21 protein-coding genes, 1 tRNA gene, 1 other RNA gene and 1 pseudogene are annotated in these 21906 nt (G+C 66.1%); 10 read left to right on the forward strand and 14 right to left on the reverse strand.

All coding sequences use genetic code 11. From position 1 onward, the window contains the following. Positions 1–28 precede the first annotated feature (28 nt). Together A9W99_RS06035 and A9W99_RS06040 are read left to right on the forward strand one after the other, a co-directional pair. Complete coding sequence (locus A9W99_RS06035) at positions 29–415, forward strand: PPOX class F420-dependent oxidoreductase (RefSeq protein ID WP_067374837.1); 387 nt, start codon at positions 29–31, stop codon at positions 413–415. Positions 416–572: 157 nt separating this feature from the next. Next, the gene (locus A9W99_RS06040; protein ID WP_067374840.1) at positions 573–1274 is read left to right on the forward strand and encodes a sensor domain-containing protein; all 702 of its coding nucleotides are present in this window, start codon (positions 573–575) and stop codon (positions 1272–1274) included. 101 nt (positions 1275–1375) lie between these two features. On the opposite strand, the gene A9W99_RS06045 is transcribed toward A9W99_RS06040, so the two are convergent. After that, positions 1376–2209: a fructosamine kinase family protein gene (locus A9W99_RS06045; RefSeq protein WP_082929855.1), complete on the reverse strand. Its 834-nt coding sequence runs from the start codon at positions 2207–2209 to the stop codon at positions 1376–1378. On the opposite strand from A9W99_RS06045, the gene A9W99_RS06050 reads away from it, so the two are divergent. Continuing rightward, positions 2198–2983, forward strand: a complete 786-nt coding sequence (locus tag A9W99_RS06050) for an SDR family NAD(P)-dependent oxidoreductase (protein WP_067374842.1) — start codon at positions 2198–2200, stop codon at positions 2981–2983. The two genes, A9W99_RS06045 and A9W99_RS06050, sit on opposite strands and share 12 nt — an antisense overlap. A 14-nt stretch (positions 2984–2997) precedes the next feature. Here the strand turns inward: A9W99_RS06050 and A9W99_RS06055 are convergent, their stop codons facing one another. Then, positions 2998–5697 carry an AAA family ATPase gene (locus A9W99_RS06055; protein ID WP_067374844.1) on the reverse strand — a complete coding sequence of 900 codons (2700 nt, stop codon included), beginning with the start codon at positions 5695–5697 and terminating at the stop codon, positions 2998–3000. A 62-nt stretch (positions 5698–5759) separates the two neighbouring features. Here A9W99_RS06055 and A9W99_RS26435 point away from each other — a divergent pair, with 62 nt between their 5' ends. Continuing rightward, positions 5760–5927, forward strand: a complete 168-nt coding sequence (locus tag A9W99_RS26435; protein WP_156622971.1) for a hypothetical protein — start codon at positions 5760–5762, stop codon at positions 5925–5927. Here the strand turns inward: A9W99_RS26435 and A9W99_RS06060 are convergent. The 7 genes from A9W99_RS06060 to A9W99_RS06090 all read right to left on the reverse strand — a co-directional run bounded on the left by A9W99_RS06060 (position 5924) and on the right by A9W99_RS06090 (position 11968). Beyond that, on the reverse strand, positions 5924–6910 hold the full coding sequence (locus A9W99_RS06060; protein WP_067374846.1) for an SDR family NAD(P)-dependent oxidoreductase: 987 nt from the start codon (positions 6908–6910) through the stop codon (positions 5924–5926). The two genes, A9W99_RS26435 and A9W99_RS06060, sit on opposite strands and share 4 nt — an antisense overlap. 31 nt (positions 6911–6941) lie before the next feature. Next, a complete protein-coding gene (locus A9W99_RS06065; RefSeq protein WP_067374945.1) occupies positions 6942–7595 on the reverse strand; it encodes a cutinase family protein in 654 nt (217 codons plus the stop codon). 238 nt (positions 7596–7833) lie between these two features. Further along, entirely contained in the window at positions 7834–8007 is a 174-nt protein-coding gene (locus tag A9W99_RS06070; protein WP_067374848.1) for a CsbD family protein, read from the reverse strand. Beyond that, positions 8004–8273 (reverse strand): CsbD family protein, encoded by a 270-nt coding sequence (locus A9W99_RS27700; protein ID WP_067374849.1) that lies wholly within the window; start codon positions 8271–8273, stop codon positions 8004–8006. Before A9W99_RS27700 ends, A9W99_RS06070 begins: the two co-directional genes overlap by 4 nt. A 133-nt stretch (positions 8274–8406) precedes the next feature. After that, complete coding sequence (locus A9W99_RS06080) at positions 8407–9462, reverse strand: dihydrodipicolinate reductase (RefSeq protein ID WP_067374851.1); 1056 nt, start codon at positions 9460–9462, stop codon at positions 8407–8409. A 29-nt stretch (positions 9463–9491) separates the two neighbouring features. Beyond that, positions 9492–10637 (reverse strand): hypothetical protein, encoded by a 1146-nt coding sequence (locus A9W99_RS06085; RefSeq protein ID WP_067374853.1) that lies wholly within the window; start codon positions 10635–10637, stop codon positions 9492–9494. Continuing rightward, complete coding sequence (locus tag A9W99_RS06090; RefSeq protein WP_067374854.1) at positions 10634–11968, reverse strand: hypothetical protein; 1335 nt, start codon at positions 11966–11968, stop codon at positions 10634–10636. Before A9W99_RS06090 ends, A9W99_RS06085 begins: the two co-directional genes overlap by 4 nt. A gap of 83 nt (positions 11969–12051) precedes the next feature. Between A9W99_RS06090 and A9W99_RS06095 the strand changes: the two genes are divergently transcribed. Next, positions 12052–12324 (forward strand): hypothetical protein, encoded by a 273-nt coding sequence (locus A9W99_RS06095; protein ID WP_253869635.1) that lies wholly within the window; start codon positions 12052–12054, stop codon positions 12322–12324. Between the two features lie 3 nt (positions 12325–12327). Here the strand turns inward: A9W99_RS06095 and A9W99_RS06100 are convergent, their stop codons facing one another. The 3 genes and pseudogenes from A9W99_RS06100 to A9W99_RS06110 form a co-directional block, all read right to left on the reverse strand. Further along, a complete protein-coding gene (locus A9W99_RS06100) occupies positions 12328–13698 on the reverse strand; it encodes a CHAT domain-containing protein (protein ID WP_067374857.1) in 1371 nt (456 codons plus the stop codon). Continuing rightward, positions 13695–15416: a hypothetical protein gene (locus A9W99_RS06105; RefSeq protein ID WP_067374859.1), complete on the reverse strand. Its 1722-nt coding sequence runs from the start codon at positions 15414–15416 to the stop codon at positions 13695–13697. Before A9W99_RS06105 ends, A9W99_RS06100 begins: the two co-directional genes overlap by 4 nt. Before the next feature lie 103 nt (positions 15417–15519). Further along, positions 15520–15959: pseudogene (locus tag A9W99_RS06110) on the reverse strand (lipoprotein LpqH). 166 nt (positions 15960–16125) lie between these two features. On the opposite strand from A9W99_RS06110, the gene A9W99_RS06115 reads away from it, so the two are divergent. Beyond that, positions 16126–16506: a hypothetical protein gene (locus tag A9W99_RS06115; protein ID WP_067374861.1), complete on the forward strand. Its 381-nt coding sequence runs from the start codon at positions 16126–16128 to the stop codon at positions 16504–16506. A 10-nt stretch (positions 16507–16516) separates the two neighbouring features. Beyond that, positions 16517–17263, forward strand: coding sequence for an enoyl-CoA hydratase/isomerase family protein (locus tag A9W99_RS06120; protein WP_067374863.1), 747 nt, complete (start codon positions 16517–16519; stop codon positions 17261–17263). Positions 17264–17274: 11 nt separating this feature from the next. On the opposite strand, the gene A9W99_RS06125 is transcribed toward A9W99_RS06120, so the two are convergent. After that, a complete protein-coding gene (locus A9W99_RS06125) occupies positions 17275–18183 on the reverse strand; it encodes a hypothetical protein (protein WP_067374865.1) in 909 nt (302 codons plus the stop codon). 104 nt (positions 18184–18287) lie between these two features. Beyond that, positions 18288–18373: transfer RNA gene (locus tag A9W99_RS06130), tRNA-Ser, on the reverse strand. Positions 18374–18463: 90 nt separating this feature from the next. Between A9W99_RS06130 and ffs the strand changes: the two genes are divergently transcribed. The 3 genes from ffs to A9W99_RS06145 all read left to right on the forward strand — a co-directional run bounded on the left by ffs (position 18464) and on the right by A9W99_RS06145 (position 21905). Next, positions 18464–18560, forward strand: an RNA gene (gene ffs / locus A9W99_RS06135) — signal recognition particle sRNA small type. Positions 18561–18621: 61 nt separating this feature from the next. After that, on the forward strand, positions 18622–19917 hold the full coding sequence (locus tag A9W99_RS06140) for an aminotransferase class I/II-fold pyridoxal phosphate-dependent enzyme (RefSeq protein ID WP_067374867.1): 1296 nt from the start codon (positions 18622–18624) through the stop codon (positions 19915–19917). 206 nt (positions 19918–20123) lie between these two features. After that, entirely contained in the window at positions 20124–21905 is a 1782-nt protein-coding gene (locus tag A9W99_RS06145) for a DNA polymerase III subunits gamma/tau (RefSeq protein WP_067374869.1), read from the forward strand. Position 21906: the final 1 nt, after the last annotated feature.

Below are 21906 nucleotides of genomic sequence, written 5' to 3' on the forward strand. Positions count from 1 at the left end.
GAATCCCCCTGACCGGAAGAGATCTAGCGTGGCTGCGAGTTTCGACGACGTGATCAAGTCCAAATATCTGCTTTTGACCACCTTCACCCAGGACGGCCGTCCGAAGCCCACACCTATCTGGGGAGTGCCCGACGGCGACAAACTGCTGGTGATCACCGACGAAGGGTCGTGGAAAACCAAGCGGATCAAGAACACGCCCAGGGTGACGATCGCGAAGAGCGCGGCATTGGGCAAGCCGAAAAGTGAAGAGGTCGAAGCCGTCGCGCGCGTGCTGCCGAAGTCCGAGACCCGGCGGGTGTACAACGCCGTGCTCAAACGGTATTGGTACCACGCCCCGTGGTTCTATGCGCACTCGATCATCCGCGGCGGTATCGACAAGGTGCATGTCGGACTGGAGATCAAGCCGGCTCCGTAGCACTTGATGCGGCGCGCGCGTCACAGATTCGTAAATCGAATTTCCGGTTCAGGGAAACGTGGGCCTCGACGCGCAATAATTCTGGTATGGACGCAAGCCCGAACCGGGTACGCCGTTGTGTTAACGAATGCCGGCTGCGCGGGAATGAGGATCAGCCATGCGCAAAATGATTGCCGCGCTGACTATTATCGGTCTCTGCATTTGCGGCGCCGGTTGTCACAGTCAGCCCAGTGAAAGCCACAAGCCTTCGAGCTCAACGCCTACCAGCACCAAAAAAGCCCCGCCTCCGGTTACAGAGGGTGCGTTGAAAGGGTTTCTTCTTGCTCCTGAGCAAATCAACGCCGTCATGGGAGCAACCGACATGAAAGTCACCAACAGCCGCGACGCGATGTCCGACGACAGCGCCACGATGAGTCCCAAGGAATGCTTAGCCATCGACGGGGCGGCACAGGCCCAGGTCTATGCCAGCAGCGGTTTTATGGCTGAGCGTGACCAGACCCTGAACCGCCAAGACGGCAACAATCTAACCCATTTCGCCGAGCAGGCAGTGGTGCTGTTTCCCACCGCGAAGAAAGCCGGCGAATTCTTCAGCACTGCCGCTCAGCAATGGCAGGCTTGCCGCGAGTACACCCACGTCCAGTCCAAGACGCGGTGGGTTGTCGAGGCGATTTCCAACACCGACGGTGTGCTGAGTACCGTCACCACTCTGCAGGACCCTCCCGCCACCGGCTGGAAGGCTTGCGGACGGGCACTGACTGCGAAGAACAACGTGATTATCGACGTCAACACCTGCAGCGTCGAGCCGAAGAACTCGGCGGTCGACATCGCGAAGCAGATCGCCGCCAGAGTGCCCGGATAGGGCGTTCGCGATATTTCGCCGCAGCCGTCACTCCCGCACCGGGAAGGCGGGCATGCTACGGGTTCGGAATCCGATAGCGTCGGCGATAGCGCACTGGTCCATCACAGCGCCAGCACAGCCCGCGCGACGGCATGGGTACGCGCCGCATGCCCGCCGCCGAACAACACCACATGCGCCAGCAGCGGATACAACTGGTGTAGTCCAATTCGGTTGCGCCAGCCTGACTTCAGTGGCCGCACTTGCTGGTAGCCGTCCAGGATGGCCGCGTAGTGCGGGCAACCGAACAACGCAAGCATCGCCAGATCCGCCTCGCGGTGACCGCCGTGCGCAGCCGGGTCGATCAACACCACCCCGTCGGATGTCCACATCACGTTGCCGCCCCACAAATCCCCGTGCAACCGAGCGGGCTGGTCATCATCGTCGAAATCGCCCGCACGACAACGTGTTACGACGGAGTCGATCAAAGCATGGGTAGCCGCATCGAGTCGCCCGGCAGCGCGCCCTGCCATCGGCGCCAGCCGCTCGTCGGCGTAAAACTCGCCCCACCGCTGATGCGGGCGCAACGAAAGCGGCAGTGGCTCGGACAGCGGCCCGAAGAACCCGGGCCCGTCCCAGCCATCGGGGCCCGCGCCGAATCCCGCGGCACCGGCGTCGTGCATAACGGCCAATCGACTGCCGAATAAGAACGCCGCTTGTCGGTTGGGAGTTACCGAATCAAGGCGCCGCAACGTCAGGCTGTCCGAGGCGACCGAAATCACCTGCGCGCAGGGCACACCGCCGTCAACGCCGGAAAGCCAATGCAGTCCCGCGGCTTCCCACTCGAAGTAGCCCGCGGGCACGCTCGGATGGCGCTTGACGAAGTCGGCTTTCATCGCGGTTCGACTGTAGTAGCGTCGTGCCAGCGGGGTGGCGGAGGAGTGCCAATGGATCTGCATCTAGCGGGCAAGATTGCCGTCGTCACCGGCGCCAGCAAGGGCATCGGATTTGCGATCACCAAGGCCTTCGTCGAGGCCGGCGCGCACGTGGTAGGCGGAGCGCGAAGCTGTGGCGAGGGGCTGGCGGCGCTCCAGCAGGCCGGTCAGGTGTCGTTCGTGCAAGTGGATTTGGCTCAGCCCGATTCCGCCGAGGAGCTGATCGCCGCGGCGGCCGACCGCGGCGGAATCGACGTTCTGGTCAACAACGTCGGCGGTGCCACGGTTCACCCGGACGGATTCGCCAGCATCACCGACGATCAGTGGCAAGCGTCCTGGGACCTGAATGTGCTGGGCGCCGTGCGGCCCACTCGCGCGGCGCTGCCGCAGATAGAAAGGCGCGGCGGCGGTTCGATCGTCTTTGTCGGTTCGATCAGCGCGTATCTTCCTGGCCCCGATACCTATAACTACTGCGCCGCGAAGGCCGCCATCACCAATATCGCGAAGGCATTGTCAAAAGAATTGGCGCCGAACAACATTCGTGTCAACTCGGTCAGCCCGGGTGCGGTGTCCACCCGACGATGGATGGAGCATGGCGGGCCGGCCGATGTGTTCGCCGCGGCCAACGGCCAGACGCCCGACGAGGTCAGGGCGGAGCTCGCAAGCGCCGCACCCACGGGCCGGTTCAGCACTCCTGAAGAAGTCGCAGACCTGATCGTCTTCCTGGCCAGTGACCGCGCCGGGAACATCACCGGATCCGACTACCGCATCGACGGCGGGTACGTCACGACCCTGTGACGTGGCCTGAACAGCTAGGAGCCCGCTCCGCATCGTTTGAGTTCTGCTCGGGCTTCGTCGATTTGGTCGGATGCGTAGGTCGCGATGACGGCGTGGCTCATCGTCTCACCCCTGCGGGCGAGTGATTCATAAGTTTCGTCGCCAAGGACCTCGCGGAGGCCCGCAATGGCGGGCCTAAGTTCAGGCCACGCGCCCACCACGAGCGAGATGGCCGCATGGCCGGCCAGCGTCGCCGCCGGTGCGTGGCGCCCGAGACGGTACAGATGCGCTGCAAGGAGGGCCAGGTGAAAACTCATACTCGGGAAATTGCCCGACCGGCGATAATTCTCGATGGCCACAGCGATATAGTCCAACGCCGCCAGCTGGTCGCCGTGCAGGGCCTCAAGTCGGGCCAGGTTGCCCGCCAGGTATGACTCGTTGCAGCGGATACCGCTGTTTTGGGCGATCACCCAGCCGCGGCGCAGGGCGTCCAGTGCGCCAACAGGATCGGCGTCCGCGAAGGCGAGGCCGTGGCTCAGCAATGCGTACGAGATTTCCCAGGGGTTTCCGCTAGCCTCCGCCGCTTCGATCAGGCCATCGGCGGCGGCCATCGCCTCATCGTGGCGGCCTGCCAGGACCAGTGCGCAGATCATGCAGTCGCGGGCGAGTGTGCGATCATCACGGCCAGCTTTGAAATAAGCGCGGTACCACTCGAAGCACCGCTCGTACTGACCCGTCAACACGTACACACCACCCGGCAAGCCGTCGAGACCAAACGCCACCGCGTCGCTGCGCCTGGCGAGCAGGCTCGCCTCGGCGTAGCCGATCGCCTGGTCGACCCGTCCCAGCGCCCAGCAGACCGCCGCAGTCCCGTATAGGGTCGCCAGCCGGGGATGGTGGACGGCACGGGCGGGCTCGATGAGCTCTTCAGCCCAGGCAACCGGCTCGTAGTTCTCCACCAGATAGCCGAACAGCCCCGAGTAAGTGACGATGGCCACGGTGACGTCGAGGTCATTGTGGTCGGCGCCCCACCGAAACGCGGTGCGCAGGTTCGCCAGTTCCGTGGTGAACCATTCGTAGGCTTCACGCTGGCGAGGGCTGTCCCATAGCGCCAGGATGTCGGTTTCGCGGCCGGCGAAGTAGCGCGCATGGGCATTCCGAACCTGGGTTGCCTCGCCACGGGCGACCAGTTGCTCCTCGGCGAATTGGCGAATCGTCTCCAACATCGAGAACCTGGTGCGCCCGGCCGACCTGTCGGCGACAAGCAGCGACTTACGCACGAGGGCGCCAAGTAGATCGAGCACTTCGAAGTCATCTGGGAGATCGGCGGCAGCGGCGAAACCTGTGATCGCACAAGCGCTTTGCAGGTCAAATCCGCCGGCGAATACCGAACACCGTTCCAGCAGCGCCTTTTCGGCATCGCCAAGCTGGTCGTAAGACCATGCCACCGCATGGTGCAAGGTTTGATGGCGTTCCAGCCCGCGCCGTGAGCCGACGAGTAGCCGGAACCGTTGATCCAGGCGATCGCGCACCTCGTTCAGCGTCATCGACGCCATCCGTGAGGCCGCCAGTTCGATCGCCAACGGGATTCCGTCCAGACGACGGCAGATCTCGACCGCTGCGTCGGCGTCGCTCGCATCGGTCAGCGAGAAGTGCGGCGAAACGTTGCCCGCCCGTTCGACGTACAGCTTGACGGCGGCCGAGTCGGTACCGGCGCCGACGTCCAGCGAGGGCACCGGCCGTAGTTGTTCATCGCCAAGCCCAAGCCCCTCCCGGCTGGTCGTCAGAACCCGCACGGTCGGTGACACCGCCAGCACGGTCTCGATCAAATCGGCAGCGGCGTCGCGCAGGTGCTCGCAGTTGTCGAACACCAACAGCCGGATTCTGCCCTCCTGGGCGGCGGCCACACTTTCGGCCATTGTCATGCCCGGTCGCTGGGTGACACCCAGTTCCGTGGCCACCGCATCGGGCACCGCCGCGGGATCGGTGACCGCGGCCAGCTCGAAAAGCCATATGCCGTCCGGGAATTCATGGGACAGCTGTGCCGCGGCTTCGGTTGCCAGACGGGTCTTGCCGACCCCGCCTACCCCGGTCAGCGTCACCAACCGATGTGCCCGCAACGCAGCCTGCACCTCGGCGATCTCGGCCTCGCGGCCGACGAAGCTGGTTACCGCCGGGCGGAGGTTTCCCGCGTTGACCTCCAGCGTCCGAAGCGGTGGGAAATCCGTCCCCAGTCCCGGTGCTTGCAGCTGGAAAACCCCAACCGGACTAGGGAGATCTCGCAACCGCCGTCGTCCCAAGTCCCGTAGATCCACCCCGCTGAGCAGGCTGGCCGTCGACTCGGCCAGCAGCACCTGACCACCGTGCCCGGCAGCCATCACCCGCGCGGTCCGGTTGAGCACCGGACCGAAGTAGTCAGCTCCCCGCAACTCGGCTTCGCCGGTGGCCAACCCCATCCGGACTGGCAGCTCAAGCGCTCTTTGCGCAGCCGTCGCAGCATCGACAGCAGACCGGGCCGAGGCGAACGCGGCGCACACCCCGTCACCCGTGTGCTTGAACAGCCAGCCGCCGTGCGCCTCGATCGCGTTGCGCAATACCTCGTCATGCGTTGCGAGCGCCGCCCGCATACCGTCGGCGTCGGCCTCCCACCGGCTAGTCGAACCCTCGACGTCGGTGAACAAGAAAGTCACTACACCCGACGGCGCGTTCGCCGCAGGAGACGCGGACACCCGCACAGAATCTCACAAGCACGTGTTCCTTTTCGGACTTTGCCGCGCCGGCCTGCCACCATGGAGGAGTGACCACCGCAATCATCGTGGTGACGCTGGTGCTGCTGGCGCTCGGCATCGTGATCAACCAGCTGTTCCGGCTGAAGGATTGGCTGAAGAACGCGCCGCCCGTTGCGTCGCCTCCGCCGGTCGCCCCACCCGACGACGACGTCGATGGTCCGGCCCGGGAAACTTAACCGGCTTGTGCGCGTAGCGCCGCGACCGTGTCGGCCAGGGTGGTGCGCGGATCCCGATAGGTGATGCCGAGATCCCGCTCACTCGGCGAATCGTCGGACTCCGGCATCTGCGTGTAGTACTGCATGCCCGCCGCGGTAAACGGATTGTCGAAAGGCAGATACGGCCCCGCCAGGTCCAACAACGTACCCGCCACCCGCAGCACGGTGTCGGGCACCGGAACGCTCACTATCGGGGTGCCCGCGACCTTTCCGAGCATGTTCGCCAGCTCGGCCACCGGAACCCGATGGCCGCCAACCATATAGCGACGCGGGCCGCGTCCCGGTTCCAGCAATGCCGCGTGCACCGCCGCCACATCGCGAGCGTCGATGACCAGCCACGCCGCGCCCCGGCCCGGAATGGTGTGAATTTGCAGCGCAGCCTTGACACCTTCGCCGGCCTCGCCGAATTGGTCGCCGACGGGCGGACCGAGCACCATGCCGGGATAGGTGATGTTCACCGGCGCCCCGGCGTCCTGCAATCCGCGGGCATAGATTTCGACCTGCGCTTTGGAGATTCCGTAGCCGTCCGTTCCGCCGACGACGGGCAGGTCGGCGGTCAGAGTCTGCAAGTCCGGATGGAAAAGCGCGGTAAAGCTCGACACGTGCACGATCGGATCGAGTCCGAGTTGGACGGCTTGCCCGAGGACGTTTCCGGCGCCCTGCATGTTCGTGCTCAGCATCTGCGGCGTCTGCCGCGGGTCGGTTGCCACCAGGGCGGCGCTGTGTACGACGGCGTCGCAGCCGGTCAACGCCTTGCGGACGGAGTCGCGGTCCTTGATGTCGCCGACGACGTAATCCGACACGTCGACGCCGAGCTTGGCGACGGACGTCTGCAGCTTGGCCGGGGTTCGCACCAGGAAGCGAACGGAGTGGCCCGCATCAGCAATCGCCTTGGCGGTCCAACCGCCGACAAATCCAGTACCACCTGTCACCAGAACACGCATGATGCGATGTTATGGGGAGCTCTGGCCAACCTCACAGGTGACTGGCGGCGAAGTCCGCAGCCTGGTCCGTCATGCCGTTGGCGGCGTAGAGGGTGTGCTCGGCATTGGGGCCGCTGCCGCCGGGGCCGCAGATTCCGTCACCGGGGGCGCACAGCTCGATGGTCTTGGGCCGGTACAGCGGCCCGATGACGATCGGCGGTGCGCCGTACTGTGACAGGAATTGATCCGACGGAGTCCCGAAGAGCGTGACCGCGGCGACGTGATTTGCGATGTCGGGCGCCAGCGGCCTGGGCACCGCGGCCGCGGGCACGCCCGGCGGAACCGCGGCCGACGTGACGTAGCCCGCGACTGCCGCGCCCTGGGAGTATCCGCCGAGGACCTCGCGGGTTTGGGGACAGTTCGCTGCCATCGACTGAATGTGAGATCCGGCGTCGCGAATCCCGTCGATGACGGTCAGGGGGAAATCCGGGCTGCCGAAATCGGTGCTGGCCGGGTAGTTGACCGGATAAACGCCGAGCGACCTCGATCCGATCTTCGAGCGCAGCTGCTCGACGAAAGATCCTCCGATGCCACCGACGCCAGGCGGCTCTCCGGAGCCACGGGCGAACACCACCTCGACGTCGGGACACGGATCCGCGGATGCGGCCGGCGTGGGCACCGCTCCCAGTGCGAAAGCAAACGCCATCGCGGCTCCACCGCCGGCCGCCGCGAGCCGGCGCACGCAGCGCGTCTCTGCCAATTTTTCGACGTGCATATCTCCAACCGTTTCGTATCGTGCGGTCTTGCTCACTTGGTATTCGGACCCGATGACGCTTTAGATTGCCCGAAGCCGCAGGTCTCAATCCGCGAACCGGATCGGTGCTCCCTCAAAAACAAACAGCAAGTCGCCGGACATGCCGGCAACTTGCTGACTGTGCGGAGCGCTATTTCCTGAAGGCGTCCTTCACTTTCTCACCGGCGTCCTTCAGGCTGGACTTCGCCTGATCGCCCCGGCCTTCATCCCTGGTGCGGTCATCACCGGTGGCCTTGCCTACGGCCTCCTTGGCCTTGCCGCCCAAGTCGTCGATCTTGTTCTTGATCTTGTCTTCCGCGCTCATGGGATTCCTCTGCTCCTGCGAAATCGCGATTGATACGCGCGTTGGTTACCCCGCACCGGCCGATCTTGAACCCTGGCGCGTCGGCCGGGCAGCAAGCTCCAGAAAGCGTCTCTCACCTTCTCTCCGGCATCTTTCAGGTTGGCCTTCACCTGATCGCGCTGGCCTTCGTACTCGGTACGCCTGTTTCCGGTGACCCGGCCGACGGTCTCTCTGGCCCGGCCGCCCCAATATTGGGCTTTGTTTCTCAGTTTGTTTTCGATGGTCATCTGGATCGACTACCCGAGAGCGCATGGCCGCAAAACTTAGCAGCGCGAGGAGACGCAAAATCGCTTAAAAAAGGGGGGTCCTAGTGCGATTTTGCGTTCCCCTACCTGCGGTGTGGGCCCAGCTCGCCCCTGGCTACGCGGGCACCACGCCACGGGGCAGCGTCAACGGCAAATCGTTGTACGTCGCGATGCCCGGCGCCGCGGCGACGACGGCCGGGATCGCGTTGACGGGGGGCATGGCGACCATGATGTGCCCGATAACCATGAAGTCGGCAATTGTCTCGGCCTGGAAGTACGGCGGCGGCAGGAAGCCGACCTTGGTGGTTACCGTCGGCTGCCCGTCGACCTGAATCACCCAGCCGTCCTGCTCGATCTTCCAGTCGGGCTCGAGCGTCTGCCCCTTGCGCCAGCGGACGTTCAGGTCGATCAAGGTTTTGTCGCCGACGATCCCCTGCCAGCTGATGAAGGTGCCTGCCACGCATCCGGCGGGTATGGTCCACGAACCGAGGTCGAGATCTGCTGTGGTCTGGGCGAATTCGGACACACAACGCACGTCGTCGAGCTCGACACCGAGCGCGTCGGCCACCAGCCGGACGGCTTCACCGAAGATGGCGGTGCCGTTGGCCGCCATCTGCTGCAGTTCCGGGTGATCAATCGGCTGGCCGAAGCCCACCGGCTTCTCGGTGTCCGGCGAATCGTAGAACGTGGTGTCGGCGGCCTCGCTGACGGTTACCTTGTCGACCCGGTTACAGACCATCGCCGAGACGATGGCCAACAGCTCGGCGAACCCGGGGCTGACGCCAGAACCGAAGATGGTGGAGCCACCCTGCTGGCATGCCGCCAAGATGCGGTCGCGGCCTTCGCCCAGGTTGTGACCGGTGATGAACGCTGCCGTCGTCACCACGTTCACACCCGCGGAAAGAATGCGGACCAGTTCGTCGACGTTGATCCACATCGGGTTGTAGACGACGCAATCGGGTTTCAGACTCAGCAGCGCATCGACGTCGTTGGTGGCGGCTATGCCCAGCGGCGCTATCCCGCACAGTTCGCCGGCGTCGCGGCCGGCCTTCTCGGGTGACCAGGCGTAGCACCCGACCAGTTCGAGCGATGGGTGCGCGGCGACCGCCTCCAACGAGCACTTGCCGACGTTTCCGGTGGTCCATTGCACGACGCGATAGCTGTTTGGCACTCGCTCAGCATAGGCGAACGATCCAGCGCTCAGTAGGCCGATTCGGCGGCCAGGATCTCGGCGAGGAAGGCGTCCGCCGACGGCCGGTCCAACCGGGATCGGGCCCAGCGGCGAACCCGCTCCCGCGTCTGCGGTGTCTCCGCTGCACCGGCACCCACGTGTACCGACGTCGCGGCCCAATCATGGTCCCACGCAGCCGATTCCGAGAGTGGCCGCTGTTGCGCGTCGACCACGGGAAGGATGGCCTGGCCGTCGGCGGCCAGCGCGCCGGCGGCGGTGACGTTTCCGGATTCGACACGCACCGAAACGCCGGTGGCGGGGTGCGGCCCGATGACCATGGCCGACACGACGGCGGCCACCGCCGTGTCCTGCACGTTGACGCTCCACTCGACGGTGTCTTCGCCCGCGTCGAAGATTCCGGGCGGCACCGCACTCCAGTTGATCGATGCAACGCCGCGACTGATTGCGGCCGCGCCACGCCGACCCGCATCGGACCCGGCGGCCAACGCGTAATCATCCTGACGGGCCGCCGGTGCGGCCAGCTTGAAACTTGAATCATCAAGAGCGGCAAACAATTCCGGCCAACCCAAGCCGTCCAGGCCGACTTCGTCGGCCAGGCCGGCGCCGGCGCGCACCAGATCGCCCACCCGCGGATCGCCACGGCTTAGATCCCTGAGCAGCGCGCCGGCGTGCGGTGCCAGCAACTCCGTCACATCCGAGTCGAGGGTGTCGTCAGTGAAGAAGTCCTGTGCGCCGGCTGTCAACAACGCGACCTCGACGTCGAGCAGCGCGCGGTCCAAGGCGACGATGCCGTCGCGCCGGCTGGCGGGCCACCACCGGCGCAGCCAATGGCCGATGGCCAGCCTGCGCAGCGGCGTCAACGATCCGGGCGCGATGTCGACACCGGTGAGCTCGATGCTGTCAGTATCGCCGGGAGTGCGGCCGTTTACCGCCGATGCCAGCGTGACATGCCCGTGATCGCCGACAACACGCCAAAGCCAGTCGGCGCGAGTCAGATCGGTGAAGGTGATCTGGGCGGTCGTGTCGTCGGGCGGGTCGTCGACCGTCCAGGACAACACCGCGCCACTGACTTCCAGCACCGCGACCAACGGCGTTGCCGCAGAGGCGCGATGCTCCCCGGCGGTCCACAGGCCGGAGTCCGCGACCAATCTCATCCCGCCACCTGCAATTCCAGCATCGACTTGATTCGCTGACGGTGATCCAGGCTCACCGATCTGGCCGCCCCTTCGAGCAGGGACCGCACCTCGTCGACGTCGTCACACGGCTCCTGCCAGACGTCGCGGCCGTGCAGACGCGCCCACAGCCGGCTCAGGTAGGGCTGGGCGTAGTTGGCGAGGTCGTCGACCACTTGCTGTTGGCGCGGATGGATCGGGCCGCCTTCGGCGAGATAGCGCCTGGCGTGCAGCACATACGCCTCTTTCCGCAGCCGGGCCTGGATCTGTGCGGCCAGGGCGTAGCGACTGGTGACCGACGGGTCCAGTGGCGTGAGTTCGACTGCGACTTCGATGCCGGTCACCAGCGTGGCCTGTTTGTCCTCGCCCAATAATCCCCAGGGCGCGCAGGCCCGGTCGACCTCTTCGTCGCACAGCAGCGGGATGTCAGGCAAGGCGTCGCGATCCAGCGCGCGGCGCAAGGTCGCGCGCACCCGGTCCACCACGCTGCGATCCAACGGGCGTTCGCCTGGCTCATTTGCGCTGCCTTGGATTTGCGGCCGTCGTTGTGGCACAACGGAACTCAATCCCAACCCGACGATGGACCAGGGCAACTGCGCGGTCTCGACGCGGGCCAGGGCGCCCAGCTGGTAGGGCACCGTGTCCGCGATCACGGTCGACCAGACGCGCTGACGCGCGACAGACGCGCCGTGACTGCCGGCAGGTCCCAGGACCGTGGTCAGACGAGCCAGGAACGGATCGATGACCGCATCTTCGGCGTGCACGTCGGCCCAGCTGCGGTTCAGCTGGTCGGTCAGCATGGCGACCGCATCGGGATTCGCCACGTATTGGTTGAGCACCTCGATCGCGGTGCGGTCGCGGCCCTGGTGGATGTCGTGCAGTACCGCAGCAGGCGTCTCGCGATCTTCCGGGGTGGGCGCACCTTTCGTCACGGCGAGTTCGAAGCAGACCGGAAAGTACAGCTCCTGAGCGTTTCCGCTGCGAATGCGCGCCCTGCGGCGCTCGAGTTTGAGAACCTCGAACCATGCTGCGGCAGCGCGCAGTTGGGGTGCATTGTCGATGATCAGCTCGCGCATTGCCGCGGCGCAGTCCGCGCTCACGACCGGTACCGAATACTGCGGGTTCGCCCGTAAGCGCAGCACCAGCGGGTCGATGATGCGTTTGACGGTCCTGGTCAAGGGTCCGCCGTCGTCGCTGCTGAGCACCTCGACGCCGGGACCGATTGCGCGCCAGGCTTGCTCGATCACCGCCCGCCGGGGATGCCCCGCCACCCGCGCCGTTGCGGCAGTCGTCACCTGCGGCTCGGCGCTCATCTGCACAGGATAGGGGCATTCCGGAAATATCGACATCGGAAAAGTTGGGTTCGGTAGCCGATCGGCAGCGAGAACCTGGTCGCATGAACATGGCACAGATTTCAGCGGACGACCGTATCGTCGGAGTCGGAACCGTATGCGATGCATCCGGCAGGGACCGGATCAGGATTCAGGTGACCAGTGTGGACGGGGCGACGTTCGTCGGCCGCTTGACTCATCACGACGGTGACCAGGTGGCCTCGTGGTTGCGTCCGGGAGCCGTACTGCTGGTGGCATTCGATCCTGCTGCACCAGAGCAGCTTTCGTTGCCCGACGACGTGCTGGCCGTCCGGGCGGCGGAGCTGACCTCCATCTGAGCGTCATCGCACTCCGTCGACCGTAAACGTCACCAATGCAGCCCAATACAGCGGGCTGGCGGTGACGTCACCGTCGCGCCAGCGTCGCATCTGCTCGCGCTGCCAGCGATTCACGGCGCATCCCGCGTCGACGTCCTCGTGCGCCCGATCGACGGCGATGACCACGTCGGCCATCGGGTCACCGTCGGTCGCGCCAAATCGCCGATAGGCGGCGGTGGTCGGCAGCGACCACAGCGTGGCGGTCACCAACTGCGCGCCACCGAGGATCATCGCCGCCACCAGACCGGTCGCCTCGTCGAATTGATAGTCACCGCCCGACGCGCAGGCCAGCAGGGCCACCCGGGGCGGCATCGGCAACCGCAACGACATGAGGTCCGACGCGGTTAGCGGCCGGTGCTCACCGACGGGATCGGCGTCACCGGGAATCGCTGCGGTGCAGGCCAAGTGCAGGGCGGCCCGATCGGCCCGGCCGGCTTGATCCGGATCGCCGTCGGCCGAACTCGCGTGCCCGACGTAGATGAGCCGACGCGGTGGCCGCGCGCTTTGCCCCAGGAGCTCCGCCAACCATTTGCGGTTCGCGTCCTGGCGGCGAAACAGCTCCACGGCCGCACCGACCGCCGGCAGCACCGGCCCGCGGTCCAACAGTTCGGCGAAGTGTTGCGCCAACGGCGTCTGTTCGGAGGGTCTGCCCAGCACCGAGCCCAGCGGCGAGTCCGGAAGTTGCCCCGGAACCCGTGGATCGAGGACCAGCAGCGGCGGGCCGTCCTGACGGGCATGCCACAGCGCCGGGGTTCGAGGCGCGTGCACGATGTTCTGCGGTACCGCCATCAACACGTCCACCAGCTCCATCAGCCGATAGCCGTCGGTGTGGTCACGAACATCGGTTAACTGCCAAGGGATTGGGGCGGCCACAGTACCGCTGACAGTGAACGCCTCCGCCCGGAGGCGTACCAGGTCCTCTGGACTGGGCCACGATTTCGGCAACGCCAGCACTGCCCAGGGGACACGCGCCAGCCGGGCCGTGGGCGAGACGAACAGCGCCGCACGCGGCGAAGCCACGCACTCCGCCAGCAGCTGCCATCCCGCCGCGCCGATCAGCAGCACGCCGAGGATGTAGGCGACCGTCAGTTCGGTGTCCGGTGCCGCGAACGGTCCGCGGGTCAGGGCACGCTCGATGGCATCGCGTCGGTTCTCCGACCCGCGCGGCTCAGGCAAGGCGTCCGCCAATTCCTGCAGCGCCGCAAGCAGAATGGGTTCGTCCACCACCCAGGTCACCGTTTTCGACGGCTGCCCGACCACCCGCAAACTGCCGTATGTGGCGATCCCGACATCGGCGTAACGCAGGACCAGAGTCAGCCGGTCCGGTTCGCTCATGGCCAGGTCGTCCAGGCAGGCTCGGCGGCGGTGACGTCACGGCCGTAGCGCCGCAACGCCAGTGCGCGATAGTGGCTCATAATCGGCGCGGCATCCGGTTGCATCTGCAACGGTGGCAACGGGCCCAGCCGGGTGAGGGTAACCTGGCCGCCCACTGCGGGTCCGGCTGCGGCCAGCGCCGCGACGTCTGCGTCGGCCAGGACCGGCGCGGTGGCGGTGGATGCCCACTCCTGGCTTTCACGTTGCACCGGTTCGCTACTGAACGTGCCACGCGCGCTGTGGTATTCAATCAACTCGCTGACTAGTTCGGTGTTCTCCCACTCCCACGCGGCCGCGAAGGCGCCGGCCAACATGGGCGCCGAAACATAGGTGGCCCAACGGGATCTGGCGTCGGCGTCGGCGATGGAATACCGCACCGAGTCGACCGCCAGCGCGGCAGGAACTTTCAGCTCCGCCGCTTGCTCGAGCTTGGTCATCGCGCGCCGATGCTGCTGAGCGTTGACCTGCCCCCGGATGACGCCGAGCGACTTCCCGTGCCGCGCTTCGACCTCCTGCCAGCTGTCCGAAGGGTCGCCCATGGCGTCGAGGCCCAAGTCCGTCAATGCGTCCGCACGCCACACCGTACCGAGGTGGTAGTCGAGCCGGGCGTATTGCAGCCAGCTGCTGCGCGGTGAGGCGTCAAGGAATTCCCGGGCTTGGGCAATCAGCTCAACGGCTGCCGAGAAGCGGCCGCGGAATATCTCTAACCAGCTGCGCTGCAACAGAATACGATGAATATGCAACGGCTTTCCGAACTCGCGCCAGTGCCGTTCGGCGTGCTCCCAGCACTGGTCGGCGGCTTCCAGTGCGTTGGCCGCCATGCGGGTGAGGCCGAGGTACAGCCAGCACCGCGAGACGTCGTGGGCTCGGGCGTGCCGGGCGATGACCGGGTAGGCTCCCGATGCCAACTGCTCGGTGGTCACCTTGTCGCGCGCCGACCAGGCCGCCGCCGCTCGCTCCAATTGTGTTCTGGCCGAGGCTAATTCCCACCCGTTCGTCTGTGCGCGGGCGCCGGCACGGCGGAGCCACGGCTGGGCCTCCGAGAGCCGCCCGGTCTCGACGCAGTACCGGCCGTACGCGGTGCCGGCGGTCACCCGCAGAAAGTCCATCGCCTCGTCGCCGTCCACTCCCCGATCCAGTGCATTAATCACCTTCTTCCACAAAGCAACTGACTGCACGTGCAGGTCGTCGTCGCAGAGCGCGCTCGCACACAGGACCTGCGCGTAGGTGACCAGGAAAGCGTGTTCCTCGGCGAGGGCGGGGAAGTCGCCGTCCGCTTCCAGGGCCGTCAGGGACGCAGCGGCATGATCGTGATCGCCTTGTGCCGCGGCCAGGCCCGCTTCCAAAAATTGGGCACGTCGCGAATATCGACGGATCATCGCCGCAACCTCGGTGTCGGAAAAGCGAACCTGCGCGGCCGCTTCCGGCAGTGCGCCGGCGGCAATGTCGGCGTAAATCCGCACACAGTCGCGGATCCGTCGGATACACTCGGCTACACCGTCATTCGCGCCGCGGACCAGGTAGATCTCGCCCAGCTGGGCGAGCACTTCCAGCATGAGATCGTCGCGATCGGCCTGCTCGATCTGGGGGATCAGGGACAGCAGCAGATCCCTGGCCGCGATCTCGTCGGCGGCAAACGTCAGGCGCCGCGCGCGCTGCAATTCGCCGGGGATCGACACGGCTGCATCATAAGTCCGTTTCGATCCGGGGCGCCCCGTCTGCCGCCGCAAAGACCGGAGCGGCGGACATGCGTTGCACGTCCGCCGTCCGTGTTCCGGCCCATCAGCCACATGTCGCCTTGATGCTGAAGTCCTTGGTGATCAATCCGGCCATCGGGTTCTTCATGTCCGCACCCTGGGCCTGGCCGGTGATGGTGTAGGTCTTGCCGTCCACCGCCACCTTCGCCGAGCCGAGGTTCTGGCCCATGTTGTTTGCGACGGACAGGGCGTTGCCGTCGACGACCAGGATCAGCGACTCGACCTTCGGAGCGGCCTCGTCGGTCATCACCACGGCCACGGCCTGTTGCTTACCGGCGGTGTTGCCGCTGCCGATGCTGATCTTGCCGGCCTGCTTGACGCATGTCACAGTGGCCGGGTCCAAGCCCGCCAGGTCGCTACCGCCGACCTTGACCTGCGTGACCCCGCCGCCGCTGGCCATGCTCGCCGGTCCGGCAGCGGGATGCCACCGCTTGAACAACCCACCAGAGCCGACGCGCAGCCCAGGCTTCCAATCGCTGCTGCGAGAAGACGTTTCACTGGAGTTCCCTTCCTTCGTGCGCCGCCCTGTTGACGACGTCATCCGGGCAAGTACAGAACCCCCGGGGTGCTACCGATCCCAATTTTTCGCGGCGGCAGATAGGCTGCTTCGACAGATGAAGGGAGGCATTCGATGCCACGCGTGAGATGGCTGGAAAAGCCTGAGGCCCATGACTTTCCAGCGGCTTCCGACTACCTTGATCTGCTCGCGGACCCGCACGTCGTGAAGGAGTTGACGGAGCGGCTGCGGGCCGGTGTCGTCGTGCACAGAAAGGCCAAGGACATTCTCCGGGCCGCTCGGCTGCCGCTGCTGCCGCGAGACAACCCGCACGTCGCCGCGGATCTGTCCAAGATCAAGGACAAGCAGCCACTGTCGCCGATTCTGCTGGTCCGTGGCGATCTCGACACCTGTGTACCGGTGCAGATCGCCGACGGCTACCACCGCGTTTGCGCGAGCTATTACACCGACGAGAACACCGATATACCGGTGATTCTCGTTTCCGGCCGGAAGTAGAGTCGGCAGCGTGATCGAGGTCCAGACGCAGGGCGCGGTCCGCGTGCTGACTTTCTCGTCGGGGCGCGTCAACGCCCTCGACGTCGAGTTCGCTGACGAGCTGACCGAGGCGGTGCGTGAGTTGCAGCGGGCCGGCGGCGCGCCTTTGGTCGTCACCGGTGCCGGCCGGGTGTTCAGCGCAGGGGTCGACCTCGATCGCGTCGTACAGGGCGGCGCTGACTACACCGATCGGCTGATCCCGGCTCTGTCGGATCTGTTCGTGGCGCTGTTCGGCTACCCCGGGCCGACGGTCGCGGCGGTTAACGGCGCCGCCATAGCGGGCGGGTGCGTGCTGGCCTGCGCATGTGATCGTCGCGTGATGACGTCGTCCGGGCAGATCGGGGCGTCCGAGGTCCGCGTCGGGGTTCCGTTTCCGGTGGCCGCGCTGGAGGTGATGCGTTACGCCTGCGGACATCGCGCGGAGGAAGTCGTGCTGGGCGGTCGGATCTATCGCGATGCCGACGCTGTCGAAATGAGGCTGGTCGACCGCATCGTCGCCGACGAGCTCATCGACGCGGCTCTGGCGGAGGCGTCGGACCTCGCCGAGATTCCGCCCGCCGCGTATCGCCAGACCAAAGCGCAGTTGCGAAACCCCACTTTGGCGCGGATCAGCAACGGCGCCGATTTCGACCGCGAGGTCCGCGGGCTATGGGGGACAGAGGAGACGCGTCAGCGCATCGCGGCCTACCTCGAGCGCCTCCGTCGTCGAGACGGCTAGCTGTATTCGCCTCAGTCCTCGACTGCGACGCCGCCGCCTCGGGTGCGCCGGCGCCGATGTGATGTCTTGCCGGTCGGGCGCCGGTTCTGCAGCTTCGGCTTGGGCTTCTCCGCGGCTTTGCTGACCTGGGTGTCGGCTGCCGGGGCTTCCTGCGTCGGGGTGTCGGATTCTGGCGTGGGCTTGGGGATTTCGGTGGTGGCCTGCGAGCCTTCGGTGCTCTCTTTAGTGGCGTCGACGGATTCGTCGGCCGGCTCCGATTCGACCTCCTGTGATTCGCTGAGTTCGACCTCGGTGGTCTCGGCGGCCTCGGCGTCGCTGGCCTCGACAGCCTCGGTGTCGGTGATCTCGTCGGCCCCGGACTCGGCGTCGCCGGCCTCGGTGTCGGTGATCTCGTGGGACTCGTCGGCCGCTTCGGCGTCTGTGTCCTTGCCCCGCTTCTTGCGCTCCTTGCGCTTCGCCTTGGGCTCCTTCAACTTGATCGGTTTCGGTGGCGGCGCCGGCAACTCGGCGACAAATGACAGGTAGAACCCGAAGATTCCCAGCACGGCGATCGCGGCGGCGGCGCCGTAAACACCGAACAACCACTGGCCGGCCGCGTCCAGACTGAGCCAGATCTCGCTGATCGCGGTGCCGATGATGAGCACCCCGGCCAGCACGTGGGCGACGATCGACCAAAGCCGTATGGACAAAGCCAACTGCGGGGTGCCCAGCTCGGGCCTGCGGGTGCGCAGCAACGTGAAGACCACCGGCAGGGCAGCCAGACCGATCAGCGCGCCCGAGGCGATCCGGCCCGCCATGCCCAATGCGTGCGGCGTCTCACCCATCAGCTCCGACCAGCGCGGCAACACGCAGAAGAAGTAGAGGACGCCGGCAATGATCGAAAACAATGCATGCCACACGATGGCCCACGTGCGTCCCATACTTCTCCCTCAGTCCCGCAAGCTGCCGGAGCTCAGGCCAGCATAGAGGCCGACCAGCCCACAATCGTGCATGTCCGCGCCCCGAAACCAAGGGCGACCCGTTGCGGAGGATGCGGGATTTGAACCCGCGAGGGCTGTTAACCCAACCCGCGTTCCAGGCGAGCGCCATAGGCCACTAGGCGAATCCTCCGCCGCCATGGTAGCCGCTGAGTCAACGTCCAGCGTTTCGCGGCCTGCTACGACCGAAGCCGAGTGTTCCACGCCCAGGTATTACACTCGCCGATGGACCCCGCGCGGCGTTTATCCTGTGAACTCCCCCAGGGCCGGAAGGCAGCAAGGGTCAATGGGCTCTGTCGGGTGCGCGGGGTCCCCTCAATCGGGGGCGCAGAGGCCAATACCGGCCCAACTTTTGCTGCCTAGGACCCGAAAGGCCGTGTAGTGGCGTTCGATTCCCTCAGCCCTGAAGAGCTGGCTGCCCTGCATGCCCGCCATCAGCAGGACTATGCGGAGCTGCAGGCCAAAAAGCTGTCGCTGGATCTGACCCGCGGCAAGCCGTCCGGCGAACAGCTTGATCTGTCCAATCAGGTGCTCAGCCTGCCGGGTGACGACTACCGCGACGAGGAGGGCACCGACACCCGCAACTACGGCGGCCTGCACGGCTTGCCCGGACTGCGTGCCATCTTCGGCGAGTTGCTGGGCATCCCGGTGCAGAACCTGATCGCGGGCAACAATTCCAGCCTGGAGCTGATGCACGACCTGGTGGCGTTCTCGCTGTTGTACGGCGGCGTGGACTCGCCGCGGCCCTGGATTCAGGAGCAGGGCGGCGTCAAATTCCTCTGTCCCGTTCCGGGTTACGACCGGCACTTCGCCATCACCGAGACGATGGGCATCGAGATGATCCCGGTCCCGATGCTTCAGGACGGTCCGGACGTCGACCTGATCGAGGAGCTGGTCGCCGCCGACCCGGCGATCAAGGGCATGTGGTCCGTGCCCGTGTTCGGCAACCCCACCGGCGTCACCTATTCCTGGGAAACGGTGCGCCGGCTGGTGCAGATGCGGACGGCGGCGCCCGACTTCCGGCTGTTCTGGGATAACGCCTATGCGGTGCACACCCTGACGTTGGACTTCGTCCGTCAGGTTGATGTGCTGGGACTGGCCGCGAAGGCCGGCAACCCGCATCGGCCCTACGTCTTCGCATCCACCTCGAAGATCACCTTCGCCGGCGCCGGGGTCAGTTTCCTGGGCGGATCGCTGGGCAACATCGCCTGGTATCTGCAGTACGCGGGCAAGAAGTCGATCGGCCCGGACAAGGTCAACCAGCTGCGGCATCTGCGCTTCTTCGGCGACGCGGACGGGGTGCGCCTGCACATGTTGCGCCACCAGCAGCTGTTGGCGCCGAAGTTCGCTGCGACGCTGGAAATTCTGGATCGGCGCTTGAGCGAATCCAAGATCGCCTCCTGGACGGAGCCGAAGGGCGGTTACTTCGTAAGCCTCGACGTATTGCCCGGCACGGCGCGGCGGACCGTCGCCCTGGCCAGGGACGCCGGTATCGCCGTCACCGAGGCGGGAGCGTCGTTCCCGTATCGAAAAGATCCCGACGACAAGAACATTCGGATTGCGCCCACTTTTCCGAAGTTGCCCGACCTGCGTAACGCGGTCGAGGGACTGGCCACTTGTGCGCTGCTGGCGGCGTCTGAGTCGCTGCTTGGACTGGCTTCGTCTGCTGCGCACTGAAGTGGCTCCTCCCGGTCATTGAGTGTGAAATGACGGCTTTGCCTGTGAAGCTGTGGCTTTCAATGTGAGCCGAGGGTGGCGTCGCGGCGGGCGAAAAAACCCGCCCTGGATTCACTCGCAAAGCCGTAGGTACACACGCGAAATCGTGGCTTCACTCTCGTCGCCCGGGCGTCCGCTTCGTCACCGGCCGCCGGTAGCCTGCTGACGTGGCCTTGTACCGCAAGTATCGACCGGCTTCGTTCGCAGAGGTGGTGGGGCAGGAGCACGTCACCGAGCCGCTGTCCATCGCCCTGGAAGCCGGCCGCATCAACCACGCATACCTGTTCTCCGGGCCGCGGGGCTGCGGAAAGACCTCGTCGGCGCGCATCTTGGCCCGGTCGTTGAACTGCGCTCAGGGACCGACGGCCCATCCGTGTGGGGTGTGCGAGTCCTGCGTGGCGCTGGCGCCGAACGCTCCCGGAAGCATCGACGTCGTCGAACTCGACGCTGCCAGCCACGGCGGCGTCGACGATACGCGCGAACTGCGTGACCGCGCCTTCTATGCGCCGGCACAGTCGCGCTACCGGGTGTTCATCGTCGACGAGGCGCACATGGTGACCACGGCCGGCTTCAATGCGCTGCTCAAGATCGTGGAGGAACCACCCGAGCACCTGATCTTCATCTTCGCCACCACCGAGCCGGACAAAGTGTTGCCGACGATTCGGTCGCGCACCCATCACTACCCGTTCCGCCTGCTGCCGCCGCGCACCATGCGGTCCTTGATCGGACGGATCTGTGAACAGGAAGGCGTGATCCTCGACGACGCGGTGTATCCGCTGGTTATCCGCGCCGGCGGCGGTTCCCCGCGCGACACGCTCTCGGTGCTGGACCAGCTGGTGGCCGGGGCCGAAAGCAACCACCTGACATACCAGCGGGCACTCGGTCTGTTGGGTGCGACCGACGTCGCACTGATCGACGGTGCCGTCGATGCGCTGGCCGCTGGGGACGCCGCGGCGCTGTTCGGTGCGGTCGAATCAGTGATCGACGCCGGCCACGACCCGCGACGTTTCGCCACCGACCTGTTGGAGCGATTCCGCGACCTCATCGTGTTGCAGGCGGTGCCGGATGCGGCGAGTCGCGGCGTGGTGGATGCGCCTGAAGACGTGCTGGACCGGATGCGGGAGCAAGCGGCCCGCATCGGGTCGGCGACCCTGACCCGCTATGCCGAGGTGGTGCAAGCCGGGCTGGGCGAGATGCGCGGTGCGACGGCGCCGCGCCTGCTGCTCGAGGTCGTCTGCGCGCGACTGTTGCTGCCCTCGGCCAGTGAGGCGGAGTCGGCGCTGCTGCAACGTGTCGAGAGGATCGAGACCCGGCTGGACATCTCGATTCCCGAGTCCGCGCCGGCAACTGCACCCGCGCCCGCCAAGCCGGCAACGCAGCCGCGAAAGTCGGTAGCCCCGGAGGCCAAGCGCAATCCGGCCCCTGAACCGACCGCACCCACCGCCCCTGTGCCTACCGGTGAAGCAGCCCCGGTGCCGGGCGAACCCAGTGCGGCCGCTGTGCGAACTATGTGGCAGACCGTTCGCGACAAGGTGCGCCAGCGTAGCCGTACTACCGAAGTGATGCTGGCGGGCGCCACTGTGCGTGCCGTGGAGGACAACACCCTGGTGCTGACCCATACTTCGGCGCCGCTGGCCAAACGCCTATGCGAGCAACGCAACGCCGACGTGATCGCCGAGGCGCTTAAGGATGCGCTGGGCGTGAACTGGCGGGTGCGCTGCGAGGCGGGCGGACCCGAGCCGGGTCAGCCGGTGTTCACCGCGAAGGTGGAAGAGCCTGCGCCCGAAGCGGATTCCCCGCAGCGCTTCGCACGCGAGGAGCGCGACGAAGAGGAAAGCATGCTTGCCGAAGCCGGCCGCAGCGACTCGTCACAGCCGCGTCGGGATCCCGAGGAAGCCGCGCTGGAACTGTTGCAGAGCGAACTGGGCGCCCGCCGTATTGAAGGCTGAA

This window comes from Mycobacterium sp. 1164966.3 (genome assembly GCF_001665395.1).
GTDB lineage: Bacteria > Actinomycetota > Actinomycetes > Mycobacteriales > Mycobacteriaceae > Mycobacterium.

Excerpts from the sequence above, each read along its gene's own strand:
- A9W99_RS06040 (WP_067374840.1), top strand. The coding sequence starts at position 573 with ATGCGCAAAATGATTGCCGCGCTGACTATTATCGGTCTCTGCATTTGC.
- A9W99_RS06050 (WP_067374842.1), top strand. The coding sequence starts at position 2,198 with ATGGATCTGCATCTAGCGGGCAAGATTGCCGTCGTCACCGGCGCCAGC.
- A9W99_RS06045 (WP_082929855.1), bottom strand. The coding sequence starts at position 2,209 with ATGCAGATCCATTGGCACTCCTCCGCCACCCCGCTGGCACGACGCTAC.
- A9W99_RS06060 (WP_067374846.1), bottom strand. The coding sequence starts at position 6,910 with ATGCGTGTTCTGGTGACAGGTGGTACTGGATTTGTCGGCGGTTGGACC.
- A9W99_RS06065 (WP_067374945.1), bottom strand. The coding sequence starts at position 7,595 with ATGGCGTTTGCTTTCGCACTGGGAGCGGTGCCCACGCCGGCCGCATCC.
- A9W99_RS06070 (WP_067374848.1), bottom strand. The coding sequence starts at position 8,007 with ATGAGCGCGGAAGACAAGATCAAGAACAAGATCGACGACTTGGGCGGC.
- A9W99_RS27700 (WP_067374849.1), bottom strand. The coding sequence starts at position 8,273 with ATGACCATCGAAAACAAACTGAGAAACAAAGCCCAATATTGGGGCGGC.
- A9W99_RS06085 (WP_067374853.1), bottom strand. The coding sequence starts at position 10,637 with ATGAGATTGGTCGCGGACTCCGGCCTGTGGACCGCCGGGGAGCATCGC.
- A9W99_RS06090 (WP_067374854.1), bottom strand. The coding sequence starts at position 11,968 with ATGAGCGCCGAGCCGCAGGTGACGACTGCCGCAACGGCGCGGGTGGCG.
- A9W99_RS06095 (WP_253869635.1), top strand. The coding sequence starts at position 12,052 with ATGAACATGGCACAGATTTCAGCGGACGACCGTATCGTCGGAGTCGGA.
- A9W99_RS06100 (WP_067374857.1), bottom strand. The coding sequence starts at position 13,698 with ATGAGCGAACCGGACCGGCTGACTCTGGTCCTGCGTTACGCCGATGTC.
- A9W99_RS06115 (WP_067374861.1), top strand. The coding sequence starts at position 16,126 with ATGCCACGCGTGAGATGGCTGGAAAAGCCTGAGGCCCATGACTTTCCA.
- A9W99_RS06125 (WP_067374865.1), bottom strand. The coding sequence starts at position 18,183 with ATGGGACGCACGTGGGCCATCGTGTGGCATGCATTGTTTTCGATCATT.